This window comes from Mucilaginibacter sp. MD40, from assembly GCF_002288635.1.
Taxonomy (GTDB): Bacteria; Bacteroidota; Bacteroidia; order Sphingobacteriales; family Sphingobacteriaceae; genus Mucilaginibacter.
This window is the reverse complement of the sequence record NZ_NRSW01000001.1, coordinates 1010071-1030493: the sequence shown is the minus strand read 5'-3', so window position 1 is coordinate 1030493 and position 20423 is coordinate 1010071. Positions and strand designations below refer to the sequence as shown.

Here is a 20423-nt window from a genome sequence, read left to right as displayed (position 1 = left end):
TTTGTTACTTATAACTAATAACCATATATTTTGTTGTTTGAACGATGATATCACCGGGGCAAAAGGTAATTAAGGAATGGTACAGTAAAAAAAGCTGGCACCAGTTTCCGTTTCAGAAAGAAATGGAACAAGTTTACCTTTCCGGGTACTCCGGTTTGCTTAATGCCCCTACTGGCAGTGGTAAAACATTCGCGTTGTTTTTGCCCTTCCTGGCGGGTTTTATTAACCAGCACCCAACCGACTACCAAACACGGAAAGATAATGGCCTGCTAATGCTCTGGATTACGCCATTACGAGCCCTCACTAATGATATACGGAAAGCCATGCAGGAGGTATGTGACGATCTCGGCCTCCCCTGGCGAATTATGACCCGCACAGGCGATACTTCATCTGCCGACAAAGCTGCTTTAAAGCGGAAATTACCTGAAGTATTGCTCACCACCCCCGAAAGCCTGCATCTGATGCTGGCACAAAAGGAATATGCTAAAGTGTTTAAAAACCTTCAGGTATTTGTATGTGACGAGTGGCACGAATTATTGGGTACCAAACGCGGCGTACAGGTAGAATTAGGCCTCTCGCGGTTAAAGGCTCTCGCTGTAGTTAGCTCTCGCCAGTTTGCAGAAAAGGATGAAGAAAGCCAACTGGCAACTGCAAAACGCAAACTCAAAATATGGGGGATATCGGCAACCATTGGTAATCTTGAACAGGCTGCGGAGGTTTTGTTAGGGAACAGTTTTGATCCTGAATATGTGCGGATGGTAAGGGCCAATGTGGATAAGCGTATCGTCATAGAATCTGTTATCCCCGAAAATATCGAGAACTACTCATGGGCCGGGCATATTGGCGTTAAGCTGCTGCCACAGGTAATGGAAATTGTGGCTAAGAGTAAAACCACGCTTATTTTCACCAATACCCGGTCGCAAAGCGAAATATGGTACCATGCTATAATTGACAATTATCCTGAATATGCGGGTATTATGGCCATGCACCATGGTTCGCTGGATAACGAACTGCGTAACTGGGTAGAACAGGCTCTGCACGCCGAAGCACTTAAACTGGTGGTATGCACATCAAGCCTTGATCTAGGCGTCGATTTCAGGCCTGTCGACACGGTGATACAGGTAGGCAGCCCTAAAGGCGTGGCCCGCTTTATGCAGCGCGCCGGGCGTAGCGGCCACCATCCCGGAGCTATTTCAAAAGCATATTTTGTTCCTACCCATTCTCTTGAGCTACTGGAAGGTGCCGCGCTAAAAAACGCTATCAAACAAGGAGTATTTGAGAGCCGCGACCCTATGTTGCTTACCTACGATGTGCTAATACAATACATGGTAACGCTCGCGGTATCTGACGGATTTTATGCTAATGATCTGTTCGAAGAGGTTAAATCAACATTCGCTTTTGCCGATCTGCGCCGTGAGGAGTTTAACCAGTTGCTTGATTTTATTGTTAGCGGCGGTAAAACACTGGCCCAGTACGACGAATTTTTAAAGGTAGAAGTTGAAAACGGCCTTTACAAGGTGAACAGCCGCCGTGTAGCTATGCGCCACAGGTTGAGCATCGGCACCATTACCAGCGAACTGAGCATCCGTGTAAAATGGCTCAGCGGCGGCAGTTTGGGTACTTTGGAGGAGGGTTTTATATCCAAACTAAAGCCAGGTAACACATTTTGGTTTGCCGGCCGAAGCCTGGAGTTTGTTAAGGTAAAAGACATGACCGCCTATGTAAAAAAATCAAAGGCCACAAAAGGTTTAATACCCAGCTGGGCGGGCGGCCGCATGCCTTTGTCGTCGCAACTATCGGCTGTATTCAGGGATAAGCTGGACGAGGTGGCACATGGCATAGAGCAGGATATTGAGGTAAAAGCACTTAAACCCCTATTTGATCTGCAAGCGCGCTTGTCGCACTTACCACAAAGCCACGAGTTCCTGATTGAATCCTTCAAGTCCAAAGAGGGCCATCACTTGATTTTTTACCCTTTCGAGGGGCGCCTGGTGCATGAGGGGATGGCATCGCTGCTGGCTTACCGAATATCGGCTATAAAGCCGGCAAGCTTCTCCATAGCTATGAACGATTATGGGTTTGAACTGCTCGCTGATGAGGATATTCCTATTGAGGAAGCATTGGAAGACGCGGCATTCTTTTCGATAGAAAACCTGGTTGAAGACATACAGCACAGCTTGAATGCCAACGAAATGGCCCGCCGGCGGTTCAGGGATATTGCCCATATAGGGGGGTTGGTTTTTACCGGTTACCCCGGCCAGCAAATTAAAAACAAGCACTTGCAAGCATCTACTTCGTTGTTATTTGAAGTATTTAACGAGTACGAACCCGATAACCTATTGGTAAGGCAATCTTATAATGAAGCGCTCGCTTTTCAGTTGGAAGAGTTCAGGCTGCGCGCGGCTCTGCAGCGCATAGCAAAGCAAAATATCATCCTGAAAAATATAGAGCGCCCCACCCCTTTCGCGTTTCCGATACTGGTTGATAGCCTGGGCAGGGAGCGCCTCACCACCGAAACGATGGAAGAACGTATCGCTAAAATGGCCCGCAGGTATGAGGTTGATGACGTACCCGAACCGGTTAAACCCCGCTCAAGAAAACCAGGCGTAGTGAGAAAAAAAGGATTTTAAGAAACTCTATAAAACAAAAACAGGACGTCCATTTAATGAACATCCTGTTTCTATATGCTTATTAGCGTTACAGCTTACGTTTTACCTCAACGTTTTCATAAGCTTCTACAATGTCGCCTACTTCTATGTTGTTGTAGTTGGCAATATTTAAACCGCACTCGTAGCCTTGTTTAACTTCTTTAACATCGTCTTTAAAGCGTTTAAGTGAAGCCAGCTCGCCGGTATGTACTACCACACCATCTCGAATGATGCGGATCTTACTGTTACGCGTGATCGTACCGTCTAACACCATACAACCTGCAATGGTACCCACCTTGCTGATCTTGAATGTTTCGCGGATCTCAACGTTGGCAACAATTTTCTCTTCAAAGGTTGGCGCAAGCATACCTTCCATCGCCGCTTTGATCTCGTTGATCGCGTCGTAAATGATGGAGTACAGCCTGATGTCGATCTGTTCCTGCTCGGCCAGTTTACGCGCGTTTTGTGACGGACGTACCTGGAAACCAATGATGATCGCATCAGAAGCAGAGGCCAGCAATACATCCGATTCGGATATCTGACCAACAGCTTTCGAAATAATATTCACCTGTATCTGCTCGGTTGATAATTTCAGCAATGAATCGGATAGCGCTTCAATAGAACCATCCACGTCACCTTTAACAATAACGTTAAGTTCCTTAAAGTTACCCACTGCCAAACGACGACCAATTTCATCAAGGGTAATGTGTTTCTGCGTACGCAAGCCTTGTTCGCGCTGTAATTGCAGGCGCTTGTTAGCAATTTCACGCGCTTCAACTTCACTTTCCAGCGCGTTAAATTTATCGCCCGCGGTTGGCGCACCCTGCATACCCAACACCTGTACCGGTGTTGATGGGCCTGCCGATTCTACGCGTTGACCACGCTCGTTGGTTAAGGCCTTCACACGGCCGCTATAACAACCCGCTAATATAGGATCCCCAACTTTTAAGCGACCAGCCTGTACCAATACAGTGGTAACGATACCACGGCCTTTATCAAGCGCCGCTTCAATAACTGTACCTACGGCACGTTTGTTAGGATTAGCTTTAAGCTCTAACAATTCGGCCTCCAATAATACCTTTTCTAACAAAAGGTCCACATTTAAGCCTGTTTTAGCTGATATTTCCTGGGTTTGGTATTTACCACCCCATTCTTCAACCAGTATGTTCATACCAGACAGCTGCTCGCGTACCTTATCGGCATTTGCACCCGGTTTATCAATTTTGTTGAATGCAAAGATGATGGGTGCACCGGCAGCCTGGGCGTGGTTTATCGCCTCACGGGTTTGCGGCATCACACTATCATCAGCTGCTATTACGATGATAACAATATCCGTAACCTGCGCACCACGGGCACGCATAGCGGTAAACGCTTCGTGGCCCGGTGTATCCAGGAAGGTAATCTTTCCTTTATTCTCAGGCAATGTAACTTCGTAAGCACCAATGTGCTGGGTTATACCACCAGCCTCACCGCCAATTACGTTGGTTTTGCGGATAAAGTCAAGCAATGATGTTTTACCATGGTCAACGTGACCCATGATGGTAACTATAGGCGAGCGCGGAACCAGGTCTGCCGGATCATCCGGTTGGTCAAGGTTGGCTTCTTCGTCCTGCGGTTTAACAAATTCCACCTGGTAGCCAAATTCATCGGCCACAATGCTCAACGTCTCAGCATCTAAACGCTGGTTGATAGACACGAACATACCCAGGCTCATACAGGTACCGATAATTTGTGTTACCGGCACATCCATCATGGATGCTAACTCGTTTGCCGTAACAAACTCTGTAACCTTCAATATTTTTGATTGAAGTTCCTGCTCCATTGCCAGCTCTTCAGCACTTGCCGCTACGTCGTCACGTTTCTGACGACGGAATTTAGCACGCTGTGAGAACTTACCAGACTTACCTGCACCGCTTAAGCGAGCAAGGGTAGCCTTAATTTGGTCTTGTATATCCTTTTCTGAGGGCTCCTCTTTAGGGCCTGCAGGCGGGTTATTTCTATTATTTCTGAAATCAGGGCGATTGTTGTTGCCACCCGGACCACCTTGCGGTTGCGGTGGGCGGTTCCTGAAATCGGGACGGTTAGGGTTAATGTTGCCAGTTAATGGTTGCTGGCCACCACCCTCTTTACGTTTACGTTTACGTTTGTGGTCGGCATTATTATTATTGGCCGCATTTGATGAAGATGCTACCGGGCCACCACGTTTAGGCTGCTCAACAGGCAACTGTATCTTACCAATGATCTTAGGGCCTGAAAGGCGCTCGGCATTGGCACGTATAACCTCATCCTGGTCGTCATTATCATTCGCAGCCGGAGCTGATTCAGCAACAGGTGTTTCAACCGGCGCTGCTGGTTTTGGCGCTTCAACAACCGGCTTTTCAACAACCGGTTCAGGTTTTGGCTCTTCAACAACTGGTTTTGCAGCTACTGGTTTTTCAATAACTGGCTCTGGTTTTACCACTTCCGGCTCTTTTGCAGGAGGCTCTGGTGTTGGTTCAGGAGCTGGTTTTGTAGCCGGGGCCGGTTTACCAAGGTTATCCAGGTCTATTTTCCCCACAACTTTAACACCTGGTAACGCATCACTGCGCTCGTCATTTTTGGATGGTGCAGCTTGTTCGGCCGGCTTTGGCTTATCAGCCGGTGCCGGAGTAAACTGGCCCACATTTTTAATCAGTATCTCTTCGTTCTCAAAATCACGGTTGCGACGCTGCTCTGCAGGGCGCTGCTCGGGAGCCACGGGGGCTTCCTCCTTCCTGATCTTGCCGATGCTGATCTGTTTGGCCTCCTCCTTAATAACTTTATCAGCAGCAAATTCTTTCAATAGTACGTTGTACATTTCGCCGTCAAGCTTGGCCATAGGTTGCTTTTCTACTTTGTAACCTTTTGACGCAAGAAAGTCGACAATGGTACCCATACCAATGTTCAATTCCTTTACTGCTTTAATTAATTTTATGGATTTGTCTTCTGACATTTATTAAATTTTCTCTCTAATTATCGCAAAAATACGATTTTTAATTTGTTATTCGGTTTTATTCAAACTCCGCCTGCAGAATAGATAAAACTTCTTTTACCGTTTCTTCTTCCAGATCGGTACGCTTTACCAACTCACCAACAGACAGTGCAAGTACTGATTTTGCCGTATCCAAACCAATACGTTTGAATTCGTCCAATATCCAGCTGTCTATTTCGTCTGAGAACTCTTCGATGTCCACATCCTCATCGTGCTCATCAGCCTCACGGTAAACATCAATTTCATAACCCGTCAATTTACCTGCCAGTTTTATGTTATGGCCACCACGACCGATAGCCAAAGAAACCTGATCGGGTTTTAAATAAACAGCAGCGGTTTTTTTCTCATCATCAAGCTTAATTGAAGTGATCTTAGCCGGAGACAATGCACGCTGTATGTATAGTTGTACGTTGTTAGTGTAGTTAATTACGTCAATGTTCTCGTTCTTTAATTCACGAACGATACCGTGGATACGTGAACCTTTCATACCTACGCAGGCACCAACAGGATCAATACGGTCGTCATAAGACTCAACAGCAACTTTTGCACGCTCGCCCGGTTCGCGAACGATCTTTTTGATAGTGATCAACCCGTCGAATATCTCCGGAACTTCCAGTTCAAACAAACGTTGTAAGAACTCAGGGGCTGTACGCGAAATGATGATCTTAGGGTTGCTGTTCATCATATCTACCTTAGAAACTACTGCACGTACGCTGTCGCCTTTTTTAAAGTAATCGGCAGGTATTTGCTCAGTTTTTGGCAGCAACAATTCGTTACCTTCATCATCCAGCACCAGGGTTTCTTTTTTCCAAACCTGGTAAACCTCGCCGGTAACAATTTCACCAACGCGGTCTTTATATTTTTTGAAGATCTCGTCTTTTTCCAGTTCAAGGATCTTTGAAACCAATGTTTGGCGTGCCGCTAAAATAGCACGGCGGCCAAAGCTTTCTAAAGTAATCTGCTCTATAAAGTCGTCGCCAACTTCCAGGTCAGGGTCTACTTTGTGAGCCTCTGCCAATTCAATTTCCAGGTCATCATCCTCGCTAAAGCCGTCTTCCATAACGGTACGCGTGCGCCATATCTCCAAGTCACCGTTATCGGTATTCACAATTACGTCGCAGTTCTCATCCGTACCATATTTTTTTCTGATCATGCTTCTGAAAACGTCTTCCAGCACGCTCATCATGGTTGGGCGGTCAATATTCTTGAAGTCTTTAAACTCCTGAAAAGAATCAATTAAATTAATATTGCTCATCTTCTCTTTGTTACTTGAATGATATTAAAACTTTTGTTTCTGTTATTTTATCAAACGGTATGGTGTTTTCCACTATCTCCGCTTTTTTACCTTTTTCTTTTATCGTTTCAGCTACTTGTATGGCATCTTCGTTAACCGCTAACAGCGTCCCTTCCCTCTTGGCGCCATCATCCGTCTTGATGCTTAGGTTGCGGCCTATATTTTTGGCGTATTGCCTTTTGAGTTTCAGCGGGGTATCAATACCCGGCGATGATACCTCCAAATTGTAAGCGTTCTCGATAACATTTTCTTCTTCGAGATGAAAGCCTACATGCCTGCTAATTGCAGCGCAGTCAGCAATGCCTGCTCCGTTATCGCCATCAACTAAAATGATTAGTTTGCCGTTCGGCTGCATTTTAACATCAACCAGGAACAGGTGGGGCATTTCGGCGATTTTTTCCTCAACTAATTCCGTTACTCGCTTTTCAATGTTCATTATCTGTAATTTCTTCCTGTTTTTACGGCGGGGAAAATTAATCGATAAAATAAAAGAGGGGACTATCCGCCCCCTCTTTTTTAATTTTCAATGCAAATATAAATACTTTTTTGCGGATATTCAAATGGTTAGGGCTTAAAAACCAAATCAATAAATTTTAATTTCCCCAACTGTGCGCGTCCTTGCAGGTAATCGGCAAAGGAAGTACCCTGCCCCAATTGATAGCTACGAACGAAATACGTCTTTCCCTTTACGAAAGGCGTGTCGGGCGTAAAGATGATCGAGTTTTGTTTGATAACATATTTTCCCGGCTGCAGGGGCTGGTAGCCTTTAAGGTCGGTATCGGCAGGCATCTTGTAAACCGGTATCAGGCTCTGCCAAACCTCCCTGTTTGTATCACGTGCAATTTCATTGATCACCAATTGCTCTAAACCCGTAAACTTAACAGACCGCCCCCCATTATACAACGATAAAGACACTAATCGCTTTTGGGGACCATGCTGGCAAGCTGTAAACCACAGGCAGAGCAATAAAATAAAAAAGTATTTTAAAAGTTTCATTAACCAGTTTAAAACAAAAGCCCCGTTCAATTAAAACTAAACGGAGCCTCAATATAATTAAAGGGTAGTTCAAATAAAACAAAGGGTGCAAGCGAACAATACATTAAGCAGCAGCAAAGCGCCAAAGCGATTTTTATTATGTCTGCTCACTACGGCAAGCTTTGCGTTAAGCGATTTAAGCATACGGTTGTTAAGCAAAATAAAATGACTCATTAATAAAAAGCAGACAGCGCCGCCGGTTATGATAACCATAGTACCCATGTTTAAAGTGAGCCAATTAGCCTTTAACATAAGCTTGGTAAATAACATCACATTGGTAAGCAATACCACCAGCAAAAAGCTCACGTTAAATAACGACTTAAACTGGGGTAAACTACCCTGACCAAAATTTTTGAAACTCCACCTGTAAAACGCTACATAAATGGATTGATAGGCTTTTGTCATGATGGTTAATTTTAGTTGGTGTAACAATAGAAAAGCCCGTATGGCTTATTATTCAATTATACGTAAAACAAACCAAAAAAGTATAAAGTTTTGTAAAATTTATTTTTTCGAAATAAAATTTACAAACGGATCAGATTGACCGAACTATATTAAACGGGCAATTCTCATTTGCCGGTATCGCCGCCTTCTAAGTTATACGTGGCGAGCAGATTTATATTAGGATCGATTTTTACGACAGGTTTATCATGTAAAGCAGGAAAAGTGAAATTAGTTGCCACATCTTTTATATCCGCCCGATATAATTTTCCGTCTACCATGATCTCTAAATTTAACTGATACGGCTTAACCTGCATTTGGTTAACGTGAATAACTACCTGCCTGTTCTGTGGCAGGTATTCCCATTTCACATTTAAAATCGGATGCCCTGCCTGGCGCAACCACTGGTTAAAAAAGGCGCTTAATTTCATGCCGCTTGCTTTCTCCATTAGATAGCACAGGTCATTAGTATTGGCATTACCGCCGCTGTACTGCTTATAGTATGCAGCAATCCCAGTCCAAAAGGCCTTGTTGCCAATACGGCGGCGTAACATATGCAAAAACCAACCACCTTTTTGGTATGCGTTGGCATTGAGCAATTGCATCATTGGCCCCTTAAACGCTGTATCCACCACAGGCGCATTATAGCTTTTCTCAAAATCGAATATTACCTTCCGGTCCGCTATCAGGCGTTTGTTCAGGCTGTCAACGCCATATTTGCCTTCCAGGTAAAGGTTGGTCATGTAAGTGGCGAGCCCTTCACTCAGCCATAGATTGGCCCAATTTTTTTCACTCACCGCATCGCCAAACCATTGATGGGCTATTTCGTGCGCCATTAATGCTTCAATGCCTTTGTCCCGTACAGATTCTTCAAAGTAAAATATAGCACCGGCATTCTCCATGCCACCAAAAATGGTTTTTGATTGCACATTGGCCAGCTTTCTATAAGGGAACGGGCCTATCCGTTTGGTGTACCAGGGTAAAATTTCAGCAGCAACAGCATAAGCCTTTAAACCCACGTCTTTATCTTCCGGGAATACGTAGCTGCTCACCGGGATATTTTCCGGAGTACCTGCTTGCGCGACGGCGAATTCTGCTACACCTATTACCATTACCTTTGTTGGCAACTTTACTGTTTCTTTCCAGAGGGTAAATCGTCGGCCGCCCGGAAGCGCTTTATCCAATACTTTCAGGCCATTAGCTACAACGGTATATTTAGCGGGAGCTGTTACCGCGAATTCAACAGAAGCCTTATCGGCAGGGTCATCAACACAAGGCAGCCAGTTATGAGCCCTCGTTGGCCAGTTATCGCCAAAAAAAGTGCGCTTGCCGTACTTACTGGTTGATATGATCAAGCCATCGGCAGGTATGCCCTGGTAAGTAATATTATATACATGTGTGCTTCCTTGCAGCGCCGCGGTATTAATAAATAGCTTGCTGCTATCCTGATTAAATTTAAGCGGCCGCCCATTTTCGGTAACCGTAGTCACCTGCATACCTTTACCCGAAGTATTTTTACCCACAAGGTCAAACACCACCTGCTTTACCGGCTTTAAAACACGAGTACTTATGGCAGCCTTCCCTTTTATAACATTATTAGCATCAGTAAGGGTGATGGCAAACCTGTATTTAAGCACATCAACAGGCGCCCCTGGTTGTTGCGCCAAGACAACTGATGTAAAGAGTAGCGATAATAGTAAGGATAAAGGTTTCAGCATAGCATTAGTGATTCTCTTCCTGATCGATGCCCGGCGCTGTATAATTTACCGTGCCTGAGGTTTGCCCAACGCCAAAATACTCTTCCAGTTCCGCAAGGGTGGATGAACTGGTAGCAATATCTTTAATGACTACACCCTTTTCCATCAGCAGGATCCGGTCACAGACGTCCGTAACGTGGTTAAGGTCATGGCTGGATACGATGGTGGTTACACCTTTATTCTTGTTCTGGTCTTTCAGTATGTTTTTTAGCCTGAACTGTGTACTGGGGTCAATATTGGCAAAGGGTTCATCCAGCATCAATAGCTCGGGATTTTGCAGCAGGCAACTGGCTACACCAACCTTACATTGGTTACCTTTTGAAAGATCACGTATATATTTACCTTTTTTGATGATCTCCCCATTGAAAAAATCAGACAGGGCATTCATCTCCTCGTCTACCTGCGCCTTACTTTGCTGATGCAGGCCACCAATAAAATAAAGGTACTCTTCGGGGGTAAGGTAATCTATTAAAAAGCCCTCATCAAGGTAGGCTGCGGTATATTGCTTCCAGGCTTCTCCGCCCGCTACCACTTCGCCTTTTGAAAGCACCTCACCTGCCTGCGGGCGTATCAGATCCAGTATCATACGGAACAAGGTTGTTTTACCCGCGCCGTTGTTTCCTACCAGACCAACGCTTTCGCCTTTCTGTATCTGCAAAGCGGGTATGTTTACAACCGTTACCCCGTTATAAACTTTTTTTAGGTTTTTAATCTCTATCATGTTATTTATTCCTGAAGCCTTCGGCTATTTTATATCGTTTGTTGTAAAAATCCCTCTCAAGCTGTTTTATCCAAAAGTCGCGTGTAGCAATGCCCACAACGGCTATAATAGCCATTGCGCCAAAGCCCCAGTCGCTGCTGTGCAGCAGGTATCTGAATGGCAGATAAATGAGGTATGGGCATATTAATAGCGGGAATGATAACAGGAGCTGACTGGCGCCCACCCCCTCCCAGTTAAAGGAAGCTCCCTTTGTAAGATCAATACGTTTTTGATTAAAGTTGGCAAACCAAAGCACTATGGTAGTATTGATACCGATGTTCCACAGGTACATCACAAAATGTATCATTACTGTACGCCAGCCAAAATAAGCATAAGGTGTGGTTAACACAAAGGCTACGGTAGATACCATGGCAAACAGCAGGTACTTTGCTCGCAAAAAATCGCGGAACTTAACTTTACTTACCAATATACCATCAAAATGCGCAGCCTGCCAGCTATACATAAACTGCCCATAGCTGATAATAAAGAAGCCGGTCATGAACATGCCCACAAAAACCTTCATGCCTTCGCCATAAACTTTTTGGGTGTAAAAGATGAGCCCATAAAACAAAAAGAACAAACCCATCACCAGGGCGCTTCTTGGGCGCTTATTTCTTAATATCAGCTTTATCTCGTTAGCTACCAAATCGCCAATATGGCCAAACCTACCCAGCAAAGGTATCTCGGTGCTGCTTTTACGGTCTTCTGCCTTTTTAGAGCTTAACTCTTCCAGGTATAAGTTATCCTTCAGGTAAAAAAAGTTGATGTAAAACATGGCTATTGCCATTAACAAAGGCACCATTACCAACACCGGCGTCTTTAACAGATTACCGAATACCAGATTGGAGGCTTTTTGTATGGAGTATAGATGCCAAATATAGTCGCCACACACAATAAGCGATAGCAAACCGCCAACCGCCAGAAAAATCCAGCCATTTAGGTTAGCCCTCCTTTTGATGTACAGGGCCAAATAATTATTAAATACGGAAATACCAACGATGGACAGCCATATGGCCGAGGCTACTGACGCTCCATTTTCAGGCAGTATAATTTTTACTATAAAAGGGGTAAAAAGAACAATTGGCCAAAGGTTAAAAAAAGAGAAAAGAGCGGTTAAGGCCAGATAGCTGATAATGGTGTTACGCTTTACCGGCAAATGCAGGTATGGCTGTACTTTTAAAGTTGGCAATTCCTGCAATTGCAGGCGCATTACCATATCGTATAAAAAGTATACCAGTAAAATGCCGCAGAAGGCAACCACCAGATCATCTTTCGGAAACAGCTCGCCCAATAGCTTATCGAGCACAAAGCTCAAAAACAATACACAGGCCAACAGGTAAAGCATCATGAGGCCAAGAAATACTTTTACCGCTATGCTTTTACCGGTATTTTTTGAACGCCAAAAGGCTTTCAGTTCATGGTTGAAAAAGGTTAAGATCATTCAGCTGAGTGTAAAGAAAAGTACGTTTAGATTGCGGTGCTTAAGATACTAATAATTGTACCTGCTGCCCCACAATTTTTTTAACCTTTCTTTTGACTCCGCTTCGCGCGCGTTGTTACCCGGCTCATAAATTTTTGTACCGGCTATTTGCTCCGGAAGAAAATCGAGTTCGGCGAAATTGCCTTCGTAGCTGTGGGCGTATTTGTAGTTTTTTCCGTAGCCTATGTTCTTCATCAATTTGGTTGGCGCATTTCGTAAATGCAAAGGCACCGGGAGGTCGCCGTTTTCGCGCACCAGCGACATAGCCGTTCCAATGGCTGTAGTGGCAGAATTGCTTTTAGCCGAGGTAGCCAGATAGATACAGGTTTGCGAAAGTATAAGCTGCGACTCGGGCATACCTATTACCTGCACGGCATTAAAGCAGCTTTGTGCCAGAAGTAATGCGTTAGGGTTGGCATTGCCAATATCTTCTGACGCGAGGATGAGCATGCGGCGGGCAATAAACAAGGGGTCTTCACCTCCGGCTATCATACGGGCCAGCCAATAAACAGCGCCGTTGGGGTCGCTCCCCCGCATGGATTTAATAAATGCAGAAATAATATCATAATGCTGCTCACCAGCCTTATCATACAAGGCCATGTTCTGCTGCACATGTTCCAGTACCACATCATTGGTAAGCACAATTTTTTTAGCATCAATGGCGCTTACCAACAACTCAAAAATATTAAGCAATTTGCGCGCATCGCCGCCGCTTAATCGTAAAAGTGCTTCATGCTCTTTTATGATAATATCCCTTTTACGCAGTACAATATCCTCTTTCATTGCCTTGTTGAGCAGGTCGAGCAGGTCTTGCTCCTCAAGTGGTTTCAGGATGTAAACCTGGCATCGTGATAACAAAGCGGAGATCACCTCAAATGATGGGTTTTCTGTAGTAGCACCTATCAGTGTTACAATCCCACGCTCAACCGCACCAAGGAGCGAATCCTGTTGTGATTTGGAGAAACGATGGATCTCATCAATAAACAATACCGGCAACACATCACCTTGCTCTTTAAGTAATGTAGCCTTTTCAATTACCTCCCGCACATCTTTTACACCCGAGTTGATGGCGCTAAGTGAAAAAAACGGCCTGAAAAGCGATTGGGAAATAATATAGGCCAGTGTAGTTTTCCCGACGCCCGGAGGCCCCCAAAATATCATGGACGGCAAAGCTCCGCTTTCTATCGCTTTGCGCAAAACTGCCCCTTTACCTACAAGGTGTTTCTGGCCTGCATAATCATCCAGTGAGGCAGGGCGCATGCGTTCGGCTAAGGGCGGCAAATTATTCATATGGTAAAATTCAGCAATTGAAACACTAAATCCTAAAAAACTTAGTAATATTACAACAACAGAAATGCCACAACAGTTTAATACAAATAATTACCACCAGCTATGTGACGAGTTGGCCCTGCGGGATGCCGACTTGGCAAACATTATTCATCTTTACGGATACCCGCCCTATTGGAGCAGGCCCAATACATTTGAAAGCCTTGTACATATTATTCTGGAACAGCAGGTATCGCTGGCTTCGGCATTATCGGCACTAAATAAACTGCGCGACCGGCTTGGCGAGGTTACCCCTGCCCGGATTTTATTGCTAACAGATGCCGAAATGCGCGAGTGCTATTGCAGCAGACAAAAAACGACCTACATCAGGTACCTGGCAGAAGCCATATTAGCCGGAACGATTAACCTCAATGCCTTTGAAGAAATGAATGACGAGGATATACGCGCTCAACTAACCGCCCTAAAAGGAATAGGGAACTGGACTGTTGACGTTTACCTCATGTTCGTGCTGCACCACACAGATATTTTGCCTTTAGGCGATCTGGCGATTGTAAATGCCATTAAAAACCTAAAGACCTTATCTAAAGATACGCCTCGAGAGCAGCTATTATTAATAGCAGATGATTGGAAACCGTACCGAACCATTGCCAGTATGCTGTTATGGCATTTTTATCTCAGCGTGCGCAAAAAGTAACTGGTTTTTATTATAATAATACCTAAAAACCTGCGTTTGAAACATTTGAAACTTTAAATTAAACACAAGGCAGTAATTTTCTACAGCACCCTTGGGATAATAGGATAGTATTTAAATAAAAGGTTCTGCGTTATTGCATTAAGCTATTGTATATCAGAAAACTAATTTATAAGTTTGTATAACGGTTAAAATTTATTTACCACCCTCCGCTAAATTTAAATGAGATATTTTTTAGTATTAGTTATGCTTTGCGCTTACAGCCTTACTGCATCTGCACAATGGTGGCGCCTTGATTTTAAAAAGCATGCACGGTACCCAATGATTTCGCGCGTAAAAGACAACAGCCTGGCCAGGATGAAAGCCACAAGCAATACGGTTAATATTGATTGTATAGACCACCTTCCCTACATACAAAGCCAGTACCAGTTAGAGGTAAACGAGCGTATTGTAATGCGTGCCGCGCAGCACAGTATGCGTTTCCGTGAATATGGGCCTGCCAGCTACCGTTTTAGTGAATTAGCACAGATCTATGTAAAAGAGAATCGCCTGTCCGAAGCAAAATGGTATTACCTGCAAAGCAATCTCATATCAAGGCAACAGAACGATCATCAGCACACCATCAGCAACCTGGTTAACCTGGCAATGGTTAAAGCCGACCTTGGAGACATGACCCAAGCGCAGCAGGACCTTATCGAAGCCCGTGAACTGGCACGCGCCAACGGCCGCCCTCAGGACATAAAATTTATTGAAGAAAAAATGAAGTTTCTGCAAACTAATAAAAACTGGCTTCCTAAATCAGAATTGCGCTACGCTGATGCTGCAGAAGTTACCGCAAAATCAAAATAAAAGCCTGTTATTGTAACTTTTGCGTAAAACAGGCATCCTACTTTAAAACAAACCAAACATTATTGTAATATTGTTTATTCAATACATTTAGGGGACGGCTTTATTGCTGTCTTTTTTTGTATGTAAAAGTAAAAGGCACAAGTATTGATGTTTCAACAAGTTCCGGGTATAAATACTGTTAAAGATATGTTTAAGAAATTATATTTAATGCTGGTTTTAGCGGCCGCGCTTGCCTGCAACGCGTCACCCTCAAGACCAGCTTATAAAAAAGCTGGCCCCAATGATATAAAGCCAGAAGAACAACAAAGCGTAGTACTTACTTATGTCGCCAAGCTGATTACGGATTATAACTATAAAAAAGTGCCGCTTAACGATTCGATATCGAGCATCATTTTTGACAGGTACATAAAAAAACTTGACGAAAACCACAATTATCTAACAGCAGGAGATATTAAAGACTTTGAACAGTACAGAAATGTATTGGATGACGATATAAAATCAGGAAACCTGAATGATGTATTTTACATCTTTAACGTTTTTCAAAAACGATATACCGAATATGTAAACTTTTCTGTAGCGGAACTTTCCAAAAATTTCGACTACACTAAAAATGAAATGTTCACTTTTGACCGCGACAGCTTACCATGGGCCAAGTCTGATGCCGAGTTGCATGATATTTGGTCAAAACGCGTCAAATATGACCTGCTTAACCTTAAGCTTACCGGTAAGGACGATGCGGCCAATAAGGTTACGCTAAAGAAACGCTACACCAGCGTACTTTCCCAGGCCAATAAATTGTCGAGCCAGGATGTTTTCCAGGTTTTTATGGATTCATTTACCGAAGCTATTGATCCGCACACCAACTATTTCAATCCGTCAAACGCGGCTAATTTCAATATTGACATGTCGCGTTCTCTTGAGGGAATTGGCGCGTCGCTAATGACTGAAAACGAATATGTAACCATTAAGAGCGTAACTCCTGGCGGCCCGGCTGATAAGAGTAAACTGGTAAATGCCGAGGACCGGATAGTTGCTGTGGCGCAGGGAAAGAACGGCGAGTGGCAGGATATTGTTGGCTGGCGCATTGATAACGCTATAGCTTTAATACGCGGCCCTAAAGGAACTACTGTAAGGCTTCAATTGCTGGCAAAGGGAGCAGCAGCCACATCAAAACCAAGAATCATAGAGCTGGTACGCGAAAAAATCATCTTAAAGGATGTTTCTGCAAAAAAAGATATCAGAACGTATAACAGCAATGGTAAAACCATTAAGATAGGTATTATCTCGGTACCTGCATTTTACCTGGACTTTGCCGATTACAAAGCCGGCAACCCTAACTATAAAAGCACAACACGCGATGTTAAGCTTATTTTGGATAGCCTTAAACGCGAAAATGTTGATGGCGTTATTATGGACCTTCGCCAAAATGGTGGCGGCTCGTTAATGGAAGCTATTGAACTTACCGGCCTGTTCATAAAAAACGGCCCGGTGGTACAGGTTCGTGATGCCCGCAACCAGATAGAAGTTGACAAGGATGAGGATGACGGCATTGCTTATTCAGGCCCATTTGCTGTATTGGTGGATAGATTCAGCGCGTCAGCTTCAGAGATCTTCTCCGGCGCTATACAGGATTATGGCCGCGGCCTTATCATCGGCACCCAAACCTACGGAAAGGGGTCTGTTCAAAACGCTATTGACCTGGATAAGATCATATCACCAACGTTGAAAGATAAGCTTATGGCAATGGTAGGGAAGCCTAAAGCAGTAGCAACGGGCAGCCAGAACAAATTTGGCCAGCTTAATCTTACCATAGCTAAGTTTTATCGCATCAGCGGTAATTCAACACAGCATAAAGGTGTAATTCCGGATGTTCAGTTCCCATCCATTATTCCATTGGATAAGTATGGAGAAGATACAGAGCCTTCGGCTATGCCGTTTGATATAATCCCTAAAACAGACTTTTCTGTTGTGGGCAATTTCTCAACCGTTATTCCGCAACTGCGTAAATTGCACGATGAGAGAATGAACAGCAGCCTTAGCTATAAATACCTGTTAGAGGATATACAAGATGCCAGAAAGCAGGACACTGTTAAGACGATTACTTTGAATGAGGCTGAGCTCAAAAAAGAAAGAGACGCCGATGAGCAGAAAGCTTTTGAACGAAACAACCTAAGGCGAGTAGCCTTAGGCCTGCGCCCTCTTAAGAAAGGCGAAGCCAAACCAAAGAAAGAAGACCTTGACTTTTTACAAAAAGAAGCGGGCCAGGTTCTGACAGATTACATTACACTTGGTAATAAGACAGCTTCCCGTTAATATATACAGGCTTTAAAATAAAAAAACCTCCGCTCTAAAGCGCGAAGGTTTTTTTTGTGATTACTATCCTGGATCACGGGAGAGTAACGGCTATAGTTGGCGACCGTTCACTTTCGTTCTTTAATCTATCAAGAGCGGTAACCACATAAAAGTAAGTTGCACCAGGCCTTACATTAGTGTCAAAATACGCAGCCTCTGTATCGTATTGTATGTGCAGAATATTTTTAGGGTCAGCAAGATCAAACTTTTCGTTTCCCTGAAAACGATAAATCACATAGCCATAAACAGGCTCATTATCACTCGCGGGTAACGGTGCTGCCCATTTTAACATAATACCCTTGTTCTCCGGCCTCGCCGTAAAATTTTGTACCGGATTAGGCGGTACAGAGTCGAGCCAGAGCATCTCCGGCGGAAGGGCCGGATGCCTGTAAAAATCCTGCCTGAGCGAATCGGCAATATGGTTAGCATTGCCAATAATTGATTGCGCCCTAAAATAAACACTACCCTGCGCTCTCGGGTTAGCACGTATCATTCTTAATTGATTGGGAATTTCCGATGGGTTTTTAAATGCGGGGCTACGCGCCTCATAAAACCTGTAAGGCGCTTGTCCAACATATAAATGCCGGTTAAAAGTATTATTACTCCACCAATTCAGCAGAACATCAAAAGCCGCCGAACGGTTACCTATTTGCCAGTATATCTGCGGATTGATATAGTCTATCCAACCCTCCTGCATCCACTTGCGGGTATCAGCAAAGTTCTCAACATAAGAAGATCCGCCGCTTGTGGCCGAACCATCAGGGTGCTGGCTTTTGTTGGCCCATATCCCGAACGGGCTTATACCAAATTTCATATGAGGCTTATATTTATGTATGCTATCGGCCAGCATATGTATAAGCTGATCTACATTGTTGCGGCGCCAGTCGCGTATGTTATCAAACCCTTCACCATACTGTGCAAACGTGGCTACATCATTGATCACCTGTCCACGCACCGGATACGGATAAAAATAATCATCCATGTGTATCCCGTCAACATCATAGTTCTTTACCACATCAAGCACCACTTGTACTATATATTCGCGAACCTCAGGGATGCCGGGGTTAAATAATTTTATTCCGTCATAAATAAAAAACCATTCGGGCTTAACTCTGGTAATGTGTTCTGGCGCAAGCATAGCAAAGCGGCCATCAAACGTTGCCCTGTACGGATTAAACCACGCATGCAGTTCCATTCCGCGCTTGTGCGCTTCTGTTATCGCAAAGTCCAGCGGATCATAGCCCGGGCTTTGCCCCTGCCTGCCTGTAAGATATTTTGACCAGGGCTCTCGGCTGTGGGCATAAAATGCATCTGCAGCAGGCCGCACCTGAAACATTATCGCGTTTATACCGGTTTGCTGTAAAGTATTCATTTCGCTGGCAAGCTCACGCTTTTGCGCCTCTGCACCTGCCCTCGCATTGGTTGGCCAGTCCAGATTTACAACCGTAGCTATCCATACACCTCTGAACTCCCTTTTTGGCTGCTTTATAGTATCAAGCAATATTTGAGTAGAAGTATCACGTGCAGCTGTAGGGTGTGCAGATAAAGAAGAGTAAAGAAACGCGCAAAGAAAAGCAGACAGGATATATTTATATAAATGCATTAAGCGTTGTTTTATTTGGTGCCCAAAGATATAAACTCATCATTAAGCAGTTTTAGTATTGGTATAATAAATACGCCTGTTTTGTGTTTTAATCATATTGTACTTATTTTAGCCTGTGTGCTGTAAAACGCAAACAAGGCGTGTAAAACTTAGGTTTATTTAGTTTTTACCGGCATTTATTAATATTATTGAAGCCCATAGTCTCGCTGGCATTGCCGGGAGAGGCTGTATCAATCTTTAACTATTACTATGGAAAACCAACCAGAGAATAACCAACAGGGGCAATCTGCCAAGAAGAACTCCAACGTTATTTATTTTTTGATAGCTGTTGTGGTGGCACTTTTAGGTACGGATGTTTACCTATACATGCAAAAAAACAAGTCGGATATTAAGATCGTTTACCAAAATGACGAGAGAACACGACTACAAACTGAATTGGATAGCCTGGAGGCGCAAATTGAGCAGGTAAACGCTGGTCGTTCTAAAATGACAGCAGCCATGCAGGCTAAAAACGATTCGCTGCAGCTAAAGATTAGGGTATTACGCAGCGAACTCGCTAAGGGAAAACTGACAAAAGCCGAACTAAACAAAGCCCAGGAAGATATTAAACAGCTACGTTATTTTGTAACCAAGTATACTGCCGATATTGAGGAGTTAAAAAAACAAAACAACACCTTAGCCACCGAGCGCGATACCTTGAAAAACAACCTGGCCACCGTTAGCCAGAAAGCTACTGCGCTCGAACAAAAAAACCAGGAGCTGGATAACAAAGTAAAAGTAGCATCAGCCATAAAGGTAGCCACTGCTGAAGTAGTAGCTTATAAAGTGAAGAACAGTGGTAAAGAAAGCGACGTTACCAAAGCTAAGCAGGCTACCAAACTTAAAATAAACTTCACCGTTGCGACCAATGCTGTTGCTGAAAAAGCCCTTCACGATGTTTATGTACGTGTGATAGACCCAACAGGTAACCTCATCACACAAACGGATTCAGGCACTTTTAATGCCGATAGTCAGGATTTGCAATACACTTATAAGACTGCCATTGACTATCGCGATGATGGTAGCTTGTATACTATTGACTGGGTTAACCCACTACCCTTCCAAAAAGGCACTTATACTATTATTTTATATGCCGACGGTTATACGATGGGCAAAACCAGCATTACGCTGAAATAACCATCAATTACAACAGCAACAACAAAGCGCCCCGTATCTC

General features: G+C 44.0%; 15 protein-coding genes. 5 read left to right on the top strand and 10 right to left on the bottom strand.

Annotation, left to right across the window (positions count from 1 at the left end):
* The first annotated feature begins 44 nt into the window (after positions 1 to 44).
* Positions 45 to 2630, top strand: coding sequence for a ligase-associated DNA damage response DEXH box helicase (locus CKK33_RS04645; protein ID WP_095702989.1), 2586 nt, complete (start codon positions 45 to 47; stop codon positions 2628 to 2630).
* A gap of 67 nt (positions 2631 to 2697) precedes the next feature.
* Here CKK33_RS04645 and infB read toward each other — a convergent pair whose 3' ends face one another.
* From infB to CKK33_RS04595, 9 genes are all read right to left on the bottom strand, one after another.
* On the bottom strand, positions 2698 to 5619 hold the full coding sequence (gene infB, locus CKK33_RS04640) for a translation initiation factor IF-2 (protein ID WP_095702988.1): 2922 nt from the start codon (positions 5617 to 5619) through the stop codon (positions 2698 to 2700).
* Positions 5620 to 5677: 58 nt separating this feature from the next.
* On the bottom strand, positions 5678 to 6913 hold the full coding sequence (gene nusA, locus CKK33_RS04635) for a transcription termination factor NusA (RefSeq protein ID WP_095702987.1): 1236 nt from the start codon (positions 6911 to 6913) through the stop codon (positions 5678 to 5680).
* Between the two features lie 10 nt (positions 6914 to 6923).
* A complete protein-coding gene (rimP, locus tag CKK33_RS04630; protein WP_095702986.1) occupies positions 6924 to 7388 on the bottom strand; it encodes a ribosome assembly cofactor RimP in 465 nt (154 codons plus the stop codon).
* Positions 7389 to 7516: 128 nt separating this feature from the next.
* Positions 7517 to 7948, bottom strand: coding sequence for a hypothetical protein (locus tag CKK33_RS04625; protein WP_143822897.1), 432 nt, complete (start codon positions 7946 to 7948; stop codon positions 7517 to 7519).
* A 69-nt stretch (positions 7949 to 8017) separates the two neighbouring features.
* The gene (locus tag CKK33_RS04615) at positions 8018 to 8392 is read right to left on the bottom strand and encodes a hypothetical protein (protein ID WP_095702983.1); all 375 of its coding nucleotides are present in this window, start codon (positions 8390 to 8392) and stop codon (positions 8018 to 8020) included.
* Between the two features lie 164 nt (positions 8393 to 8556).
* Positions 8557 to 10095: a M1 family metallopeptidase gene (locus tag CKK33_RS04610; protein WP_198952439.1), complete on the bottom strand. Its 1539-nt coding sequence runs from the start codon at positions 10093 to 10095 to the stop codon at positions 8557 to 8559.
* A 55-nt stretch (positions 10096 to 10150) separates the two neighbouring features.
* The gene (locus CKK33_RS04605; protein WP_095702981.1) at positions 10151 to 10906 is read right to left on the bottom strand and encodes an ABC transporter ATP-binding protein; all 756 of its coding nucleotides are present in this window, start codon (positions 10904 to 10906) and stop codon (positions 10151 to 10153) included.
* 1 nt (position 10907) lies between these two features.
* Positions 10908 to 12386: a DUF5687 family protein gene (locus CKK33_RS04600; protein WP_095702980.1), complete on the bottom strand. Its 1479-nt coding sequence runs from the start codon at positions 12384 to 12386 to the stop codon at positions 10908 to 10910.
* 48 nt (positions 12387 to 12434) lie between these two features.
* The gene (locus tag CKK33_RS04595) at positions 12435 to 13715 is read right to left on the bottom strand and encodes a replication-associated recombination protein A (protein WP_095702979.1); all 1281 of its coding nucleotides are present in this window, start codon (positions 13713 to 13715) and stop codon (positions 12435 to 12437) included.
* Between the two features lie 64 nt (positions 13716 to 13779).
* Here CKK33_RS04595 and CKK33_RS04590 point away from each other — a divergent pair, with 64 nt between their 5' ends.
* From CKK33_RS04590 to CKK33_RS04580, 3 genes are all read left to right on the top strand, one after another.
* The gene (locus tag CKK33_RS04590; RefSeq protein WP_095702978.1) at positions 13780 to 14406 is read left to right on the top strand and encodes a DNA-3-methyladenine glycosylase; all 627 of its coding nucleotides are present in this window, start codon (positions 13780 to 13782) and stop codon (positions 14404 to 14406) included.
* A gap of 219 nt (positions 14407 to 14625) precedes the next feature.
* Positions 14626 to 15252: a hypothetical protein gene (locus CKK33_RS04585; protein WP_095702977.1), complete on the top strand. Its 627-nt coding sequence runs from the start codon at positions 14626 to 14628 to the stop codon at positions 15250 to 15252.
* 186 nt (positions 15253 to 15438) lie between these two features.
* Positions 15439 to 17565 (top strand): carboxy terminal-processing peptidase, encoded by a 2127-nt coding sequence (locus tag CKK33_RS04580; protein WP_095705746.1) that lies wholly within the window; start codon positions 15439 to 15441, stop codon positions 17563 to 17565.
* Positions 17566 to 17638: 73 nt separating this feature from the next.
* Here CKK33_RS04580 and CKK33_RS04575 read toward each other — a convergent pair whose 3' ends face one another.
* Positions 17639 to 19207, bottom strand: coding sequence for a glycoside hydrolase family 10 protein (locus CKK33_RS04575; protein WP_095702976.1), 1569 nt, complete (start codon positions 19205 to 19207; stop codon positions 17639 to 17641).
* 249 nt (positions 19208 to 19456) lie between these two features.
* On the opposite strand from CKK33_RS04575, the gene CKK33_RS04570 reads away from it, so the two are divergent.
* Positions 19457 to 20383 (top strand): hypothetical protein, encoded by a 927-nt coding sequence (locus tag CKK33_RS04570; protein WP_095702975.1) that lies wholly within the window; start codon positions 19457 to 19459, stop codon positions 20381 to 20383.
* The last annotated feature ends 40 nt before the right edge of the window (positions 20384 to 20423 follow it).

Excerpts from the sequence above, each read along its gene's own strand:
- CKK33_RS04595 (WP_095702979.1), bottom strand. The coding sequence starts at position 13,715 with ATGAATAATTTGCCGCCCTTAGCCGAACGCATGCGCCCTGCCTCACTG.
- infB (WP_095702988.1), bottom strand. The coding sequence starts at position 5,619 with ATGTCAGAAGACAAATCCATAAAATTAATTAAAGCAGTAAAGGAATTG.
- CKK33_RS04575 (WP_095702976.1), bottom strand. The coding sequence starts at position 19,207 with ATGCATTTATATAAATATATCCTGTCTGCTTTTCTTTGCGCGTTTCTT.
- CKK33_RS04625 (WP_143822897.1), bottom strand. The coding sequence starts at position 7,948 with ATGAAACTTTTAAAATACTTTTTTATTTTATTGCTCTGCCTGTGGTTT.
- CKK33_RS04580 (WP_095705746.1), top strand. The coding sequence starts at position 15,439 with ATGTTTAAGAAATTATATTTAATGCTGGTTTTAGCGGCCGCGCTTGCC.
- CKK33_RS04600 (WP_095702980.1), bottom strand. The coding sequence starts at position 12,386 with ATGATCTTAACCTTTTTCAACCATGAACTGAAAGCCTTTTGGCGTTCA.
- CKK33_RS04570 (WP_095702975.1), top strand. The coding sequence starts at position 19,457 with ATGGAAAACCAACCAGAGAATAACCAACAGGGGCAATCTGCCAAGAAG.
- rimP (WP_095702986.1), bottom strand. The coding sequence starts at position 7,388 with ATGAACATTGAAAAGCGAGTAACGGAATTAGTTGAGGAAAAAATCGCC.
- CKK33_RS04645 (WP_095702989.1), top strand. The coding sequence starts at position 45 with ATGATATCACCGGGGCAAAAGGTAATTAAGGAATGGTACAGTAAAAAA.
- nusA (WP_095702987.1), bottom strand. The coding sequence starts at position 6,913 with ATGAGCAATATTAATTTAATTGATTCTTTTCAGGAGTTTAAAGACTTC.
- CKK33_RS04605 (WP_095702981.1), bottom strand. The coding sequence starts at position 10,906 with ATGATAGAGATTAAAAACCTAAAAAAAGTTTATAACGGGGTAACGGTT.
- CKK33_RS04615 (WP_095702983.1), bottom strand. The coding sequence starts at position 8,392 with ATGACAAAAGCCTATCAATCCATTTATGTAGCGTTTTACAGGTGGAGT.
- CKK33_RS04585 (WP_095702977.1), top strand. The coding sequence starts at position 14,626 with ATGAGATATTTTTTAGTATTAGTTATGCTTTGCGCTTACAGCCTTACT.
- CKK33_RS04590 (WP_095702978.1), top strand. The coding sequence starts at position 13,780 with ATGCCACAACAGTTTAATACAAATAATTACCACCAGCTATGTGACGAG.